Raw genomic sequence first — 6,002 nt, 5'->3', positions numbered from 1 at the left:
AGCAACAACACCTGGCTCCACACCCGAACCGCCGCCCTCAACCTTCGCCGACTGATCAACCTCGGACTCACCTACGCCAGTGGCACCTGGCACCTGGCACCGGCCGGCACATGACCGTAGGGGCCATCCAGCCGCACGACCAGACAACCCCTCACCAAGATCTTCATCGACCTTCTAGGGCCTGTCGCGCAGGCGGGAGTTGGACGACAGGCCCTAGCCGAGCGCCGACTTCACGGCGTCCGCGAGACGGCCGGCCACCGACCGGGCCTGCTCGATGTCCGCGGCCTCGACCATGACCCGCACCAGCGGCTCCGTGCCCGACGGACGCAGCAGCACCCGTCCGGTGGACCCCAGTTCCCGCTCGGCCTCGGTCACGGCGGTGGCCAGCTCGGCGGAGGTGGCGACGCGGGACTTGTCTACGTCGGGGACGTTCACGAGGACCTGCGGCAGCCGCTCCATCACGGACGCGAGGTCCTTGAGCGTACGGCCGGTCTCCGCGACCCGCGCGGCCAGCATCAGGCCGGTCAGCGTGCCGTCGCCGGTGGTGGCGTGGTCCAGGATGATGACGTGGCCGGACTGCTCGCCGCCCAGGGCGTAGCCCTTGTCCTTCATCTCCTCCAGCACATACCGGTCGCCGACGGCGGTCTGCACGAGCTGGATGCCCTCGCGCTCCATGGCCAGCTTGAAGCCCAGATTCGACATGACCGTCGCGACAACGGTGTCGGAGCGCAGTGCGGAACGCTCCCGCATCGCCAGCGCGAGCACGGCCAGGATCTGGTCGCCGTCCACCTCCTCACCGGTGTGGTCCACGGCGAGACAGCGATCGGCGTCCCCGTCGTGCGCGATGCCGAGGTCGGCGCCGTGCTCGACCACGGCGGCCTTCAGCTTGTCCAGGTGGGTGGAGCCGCAGCCGTCGTTGATGTTGAGCCCGTCCGGCTCCGCGCCGATCGTGACGATCTCGGCACCCGCCCGGCTGAACGCCTCCGGCGAGACCCGGGCGGCGGCGCCGTGCGCCTCGTCCAGGACGATCCTGAGCCCGTCGAGCCGGTTCGGAAGAACCCCGATCAGGTGAGCGACGTACCGGTCGAAGCCCTCGCCGTACGACTTCACCCGGCCGACGCCGGCACCGGTGGGCCGGACCCAGGGAGCGCCGGTGCGGTGCTCCTCGTACACGGTCTCGATCTTGTCCTCCAGCTCGTCGGCCAGCTTGTGGCCGCCCCGGGCGAAGAACTTGACGCCGTTGTCGGGCATGGCGTTGTGGCTGGCGGAGAGCATGACACCGAGGTCCGCGCCCAGCGCACCGGTCAGATACGCGACGGCCGGGGTGGGCAGCACACCGACGCGTAGCACGTCCACGCCCGCGCTGGCGAGGCCCGCGACCACGGCGGCCTCCAGGAACTCCCCGGACGCACGCGGATCGCGTCCGACGACCGCCGTCGGCCGGTGGCCCTCGAACGTACCCGCCTCGGCCAGTACGTGAGCCGCCGCGACGGACAGGCCGAGTGCCATCTCAGCCGTGAGATCCGCGTTGGCGACACCGCGCACGCCGTCCGTGCCGAAGAGTCGTCCCACTGTGCTGTCCTCCGAACTTGCTGCAAAAGTGCGGCTCATGCCGAGTGTCCAGACCGGCGCGGGATACGTACATCCCCGGGCCTGTCTTGAGGCTTATCCCACGCAGCCGCCCCGGGCCTGTCGGGATTGCTCCATAAGCCCCATAAGCCGGTGATAAGCATCTTTCCGCGTAAACGAACCGCCCCGGCGGCACAGAGCGTGCGGCCGGGGCGATACGAGCGCGCAGCAGGCGGTACGAGCCTGCGCGACCAGCGGCGTGATTAGCGCTTGCTGTACTGCGGCGCCTTGCGGGCCTTCTTCAGACCGGCCTTCTTGCGCTCGACCGCACGGTCGTCGCGGCGCAGGAAGCCCGCCTTCTTCAGCGCGCCACGGTTGTTGTCGACGTCCGCCTCGTTCAGCGCGCGGGCGACACCGAGACGGAGCGCACCGGCCTGACCGGAGACACCGCCACCCGCGATGCGGGCGATGATGTCGTAGCGGCCCTCGAGCTCGAGCACCTTGAAGGGCTCGTTGACTTCCTGCTGGTGCACCTTGTTCGGGAAGTAGTCCTCGAGGGTGCGACCGTTGATCTTCCACTTGCCGGTGCCCGGAACGATCCGGACACGGGCGATGGCGTTCTTGCGGCGGCCCAGGCCGGCGGCCGGCTGGGGCTCACCGAAGCGCGAGGCCATGGACTCGGAGGTGTACTCACCCTCGAGCGGGACCTCGGTCTCGGTGGTGTAGCTGTCGATGTCAAGCTCTTCGAGCGGCTGCTCGGCAGTGGTCTCGGCCACGATTCTCCTCAGATTCTCTTCAGCTTTAGGGGGTGGCCGGACTTACTGCGCGACCTGGGTGATCTCGAACGGCACCGGCTGCTGGGCAGCGTGCGGGTGCTGGTCACCCTTGTAGACCTTCAGCTTCGAGAGCATCTGACGGCCCAGGGAGTTCTTGGGGAGCATGCCCTTGACGGCCTTCTCGACGGCCTTCTCGGGGTTGTTCGCCAGCAGGTCGTCGTAGCGGACGGAACGCAGACCACCCGGGTAGCCGGAGTGGCGGTACGCCATCTTCTGGGTCCGCTTGTTACCGGACAGGTGCACCTTGTCCGCGTTGATGATGATGACGAAGTCGCCGGCGTCCACGTGGGGCGCGTAGATCGGCTTGTGCTTGCCGCGCAGAAGGGTGGCGGCGGTGGTGGCCAGACGGCCCAGGACGACGTCCTGGGCGTCGATGACGTGCCACTGACGCGTCACATCGCCGGGCTTGGGGCTGTACGTACGCACGGTTCGTAGCCTTCGCTTCTTCAGTGAGGATCCTGACAAGGTCACCGAAGACGATCACGACAGCCCAGACCGCACTGCGGTGACGCAAACCGCGTGCTGGTCGCTGGTCATCGGCCCGGTGGACCGGTGTAAGGGCCCCTCACGTGAGAATGAGCAAGCCAATACACATAACGAACAGCCAGGATAACGGGGCCACCGACATGGGTCAAAACGGAGCCGCCGCCACTCGGCCGCACCAACCGGGCGACCGGAGCTTTGTCTCGCTTGGGCTGTGATGTCGCTGTGGTGCTCGCAGAAGGGGAACAACGCGGTCCACGGCGCGTCTAAGATGCGCCGCATGAGTTATGGGCAGGGGGAGCCTCAGTGGGATCCCTGGACACCGAGTTCCCAGCAGGACAGCCGTGGCGGCACTCCCGACTGGGCCGCGCTCGCCGAACAGTCCGAGGCGCGCAACAAGCGCCGTCGGCTACTGCTGATCCTCGGCGGGGCCCTGGCCACGATCGGCATCGGCGCCGCCGTCACGGTCGCGGTCGTGAACGCGAACGGCACCGCGAAGGCCTCCAACCAGCCGGCCGGCGCGCTGCCCAGCACCGCGGCCATCCCCGGTGAGAGCGCCGATCCGGTCCCGACCTTCGCCCCGACGTCGGCGCCTCCCCCGCTGAACCCGATGGACTTCATCTCCAGCGCCAAGAAGGACACGGCCCCGATCAGCGCGAACACGCTGTTCCCCGGGACCCAGCTGACCGTGGGCGCGAACATCTACAAGCGGGGCCCCTCGGCCACCACGGCCAACTGCGCGTCGGCCGTCCAGGGCACCCTGCCCGCGGTGCTCACCAAGAACGACTGCACCAAGCTCTTCCGCGCCACCTACACCAAGGACGGCGTCGCGGTGACGGTCGGTGTGGCTCTGTTCGACACCGCGTCCCAGGCGACGAAGGCGAAGCAGGAGACGGACGGCAAGAGCATCATCACCTCGCTGTTCGGCAAGGGCGTGCCCCCGTTCTGCCGGACGAAGATCTGCCGCTCCACCACCAACTCCTACGGCCGCTACGCCTACTTCACGCTCGCCGGGTTCACCAGCGGCAAGGACGTGACGACCAAGGACGCGAAGGTCTTCACGGCCGGCGACGACCTGGCGGAGTTCACCTTCCGCCAGATACGCCGCCGCGGCGAGGCACAGGCCTCCGCCGCCTCCAACCAGTAGCACCGCGGCGCCACGGACGCTGCCGGGGGCTCAGCAGCAGCCCGCCCCCGGCAGCGTCCGCTTGTTCCGCGCCTCCTTGTTCCGCGCGGCGAGCAGCTCGTCGGCCGGGTAGCCGACCTCCTCCAGAGTGAGCCCGTGCGGCCGTACGACATGGACCGCCGAGTCCCGCACCCCGGCGGCCAGCACCTTCCCGGGCCAGTCCGGCGGGCGGTGCCCGTCCCCCACGAACAGCAGCGCCCCGATCAGCGAGCGCACCATGTTGTGACAGAACGCGTCCGCGCGGACGGTGGCGGTGACGATCCCGTCCTGGCCGCGCACCAGGCTCAGCTCCTGCAGCGTGCGGATGGTGGTCGCGCCCTCGCGCTTCTTGCAGTAGGCGGCGAAGTCGTGCTCCCCGAGCAGCCGCCGGGCCGCCTCGTTCATGGCGTCGACGTCGAGCGGCCAGTCGTGCCACAGCACATGACCCCGCAGAAGGGGATCGACACCGCCGGGGTTGTCGGTGACCCGGTAGGCGTAGCGGCGCCAGACGGCCGAGAAACGGGCGTTGAAGCCACTGGGAGCCTCCCGCAGGGCCCACACCCGTACATCCTTGGGCAGGCGCCCCGCGAGCCGCTTCAGCAGCTTCCCACGGTGCTCGCCCCAGACCTCCAGGGGCAGATCGACATGGGCCACCTGTCCCCGGGCGTGCACGCCGGCGTCGGTCCGCCCGGCCACGGTCAGCTCGTAGGTCTCCCGGGACCGCGTGACCGTCCGCAGGGCGTCCTCGATCTCTCCCTGCACCGTCCGCTTGCCACCGGCCTGCTTGGCCCAGCCGTGGAAGTCGGTGCCGTCGTAGGAGAGATCGAGACGGACGCGGACGTGCCCGGGCTGTACTTCGTCACTCACTGCTCGATCCTCTCAGGTACGCGAAAGCGGGCCCGCCCCGAAGGGCGGACCCGCTTCAGTGCGAGGGCGGACCTCAGGCGTCCTTCGACTCCTCGGCCGGAGCCTCGGCAGCCTCGTCGGCGGCCGGAGCCGCGTCCTCGACCTGGGTCTCCTCGGCCTTGGCGTCGGCCTCCTTGACGGCACGCTTGGTCGCCGCCTCGGCCTCGCCGACCGCCTTCTGCTGCACCGTCAACGCCTCGACCAGCTCGATCACGGCCATGGGCGCGTTGTCGCCACGGCGGTTACCGATCTTGGTGATACGGGTGTAGCCACCGGGACGGTTCTCGTAGCGCGGGCCGATCTCGGTGAAGAGCGTGTGGACGATGCCCTTGTCCGTGATCACCTGGAGCACCTGACGGCGGTTGTGAAGGTCGCCCTTCTTCGCCTTGGTGACCAGACGCTCGGCGTACGGACGCAGCTTGCGCGCCTTCGCCTCGGTGGTGGTGATACGGCCGTGCTCGAAGAGCGCCTTCGCGAGGTTCGCGAGGATGATCTTCTCGTGCGCGGCGCTGCCGCCCATACGGGCGCCCTTGGTGGGCCTCGGCATGGTGATTCTCCTAGGTGTCTGCCCCGGCCGTGTCAGGTACCAGGGTCAGTATCCGAGCGAGCGGTTGCCCGTCGGAGATCCGGAGGCAGCCCCGAAGGGGCGCCTCCGGAAGGGGCGCGGGGAACTGCGCGACCAGCCACGACCGGTCGCGCAGACACAGTACGGCCTCCCCGCGGAGCGCGTCAGTACTGCTCGGTCTCGACGAACCCGGCGTCCGCGTCGTCGTCCGCGCCGAAGGCGTCGGCGGCGGCGGTGGGGTCGAATCCGGGCGGGCTGTCCTTCAGGGCCAGGCCCATGCCGGCCAGCTTCGCCTTGACCTCGTCGATGGACTTCGCGCCGAAGTTGCGGATGTCCAGGAGGTCGGCCTCGGAGCGGGCGACGAGCTCACCCACGGAGTGGATGCCCTCACGCTTGAGGCAGTTGTAGGAGCGGACCGTGAGCTCCAGCTCCTCGATCGGCAGCGCCAGATCGGCGGCCAGGGCGGCGTCCGTCGGGG

General features: G+C 69.2%; 7 protein-coding genes. 1 reads left to right on the top strand and 6 read right to left on the bottom strand.

The genetic code is table 11. The features are described from left to right. Positions 1–213: 213 nt before the first annotated feature. From glmM to rplM, 3 genes are all read right to left on the bottom strand, one after another. Positions 214–1,572 (bottom strand): phosphoglucosamine mutase, encoded by a 1,359-nt coding sequence (gene glmM, locus ACFY2Z_RS41505; protein WP_390749171.1) that lies wholly within the window; start codon positions 1,570–1,572, stop codon positions 214–216. A 260-nt stretch (positions 1,573–1,832) separates the two neighbouring features. After that, positions 1,833–2,345, bottom strand: a complete 513-nt coding sequence (gene rpsI, locus ACFY2Z_RS41500; RefSeq protein WP_311696760.1) for a 30S ribosomal protein S9 — start codon at positions 2,343–2,345, stop codon at positions 1,833–1,835. A gap of 42 nt (positions 2,346–2,387) precedes the next feature. Continuing rightward, a complete protein-coding gene (rplM, locus tag ACFY2Z_RS41495) occupies positions 2,388–2,831 on the bottom strand; it encodes a 50S ribosomal protein L13 (RefSeq protein ID WP_146463583.1) in 444 nt (147 codons plus the stop codon). A gap of 337 nt (positions 2,832–3,168) precedes the next feature. Here rplM and ACFY2Z_RS41490 point away from each other — a divergent pair, with 337 nt between their 5' ends. Continuing rightward, positions 3,169–4,035 carry a hypothetical protein gene (locus tag ACFY2Z_RS41490; protein WP_390749170.1) on the top strand — a complete coding sequence of 289 codons (867 nt, stop codon included), beginning with the start codon at positions 3,169–3,171 and terminating at the stop codon, positions 4,033–4,035. Between the two features lie 30 nt (positions 4,036–4,065). On the opposite strand, the gene truA is transcribed toward ACFY2Z_RS41490, so the two are convergent. The 3 genes from truA to ACFY2Z_RS41475 form a co-directional block, all read right to left on the bottom strand. Beyond that, entirely contained in the window at positions 4,066–4,920 is an 855-nt protein-coding gene (gene truA, locus ACFY2Z_RS41485) for a tRNA pseudouridine(38-40) synthase TruA (protein WP_390749169.1), read from the bottom strand. A gap of 73 nt (positions 4,921–4,993) precedes the next feature. Next, positions 4,994–5,506, bottom strand: coding sequence for a 50S ribosomal protein L17 (gene rplQ, locus ACFY2Z_RS41480; RefSeq protein ID WP_390749168.1), 513 nt, complete (start codon positions 5,504–5,506; stop codon positions 4,994–4,996). Positions 5,507–5,688: 182 nt separating this feature from the next. Beyond that, positions 5,689–6,002: DNA-directed RNA polymerase subunit alpha C-terminal domain-containing protein (locus tag ACFY2Z_RS41475; RefSeq protein WP_308812713.1), on the bottom strand; the 314-nt coding region annotated here is incomplete at its 5' end.

The sequence above is a fragment of the Streptomyces sp. NPDC001222 genome (genome assembly GCF_042896945.1).
Taxonomy (GTDB): domain Bacteria; phylum Actinomycetota; class Actinomycetes; order Streptomycetales; family Streptomycetaceae; genus Streptomyces; species Streptomyces gibsoniae.
The sequence above is the reverse complement of the archived record's forward strand: the minus strand, read 5'-3'. Positions and strand labels throughout refer to the sequence as shown.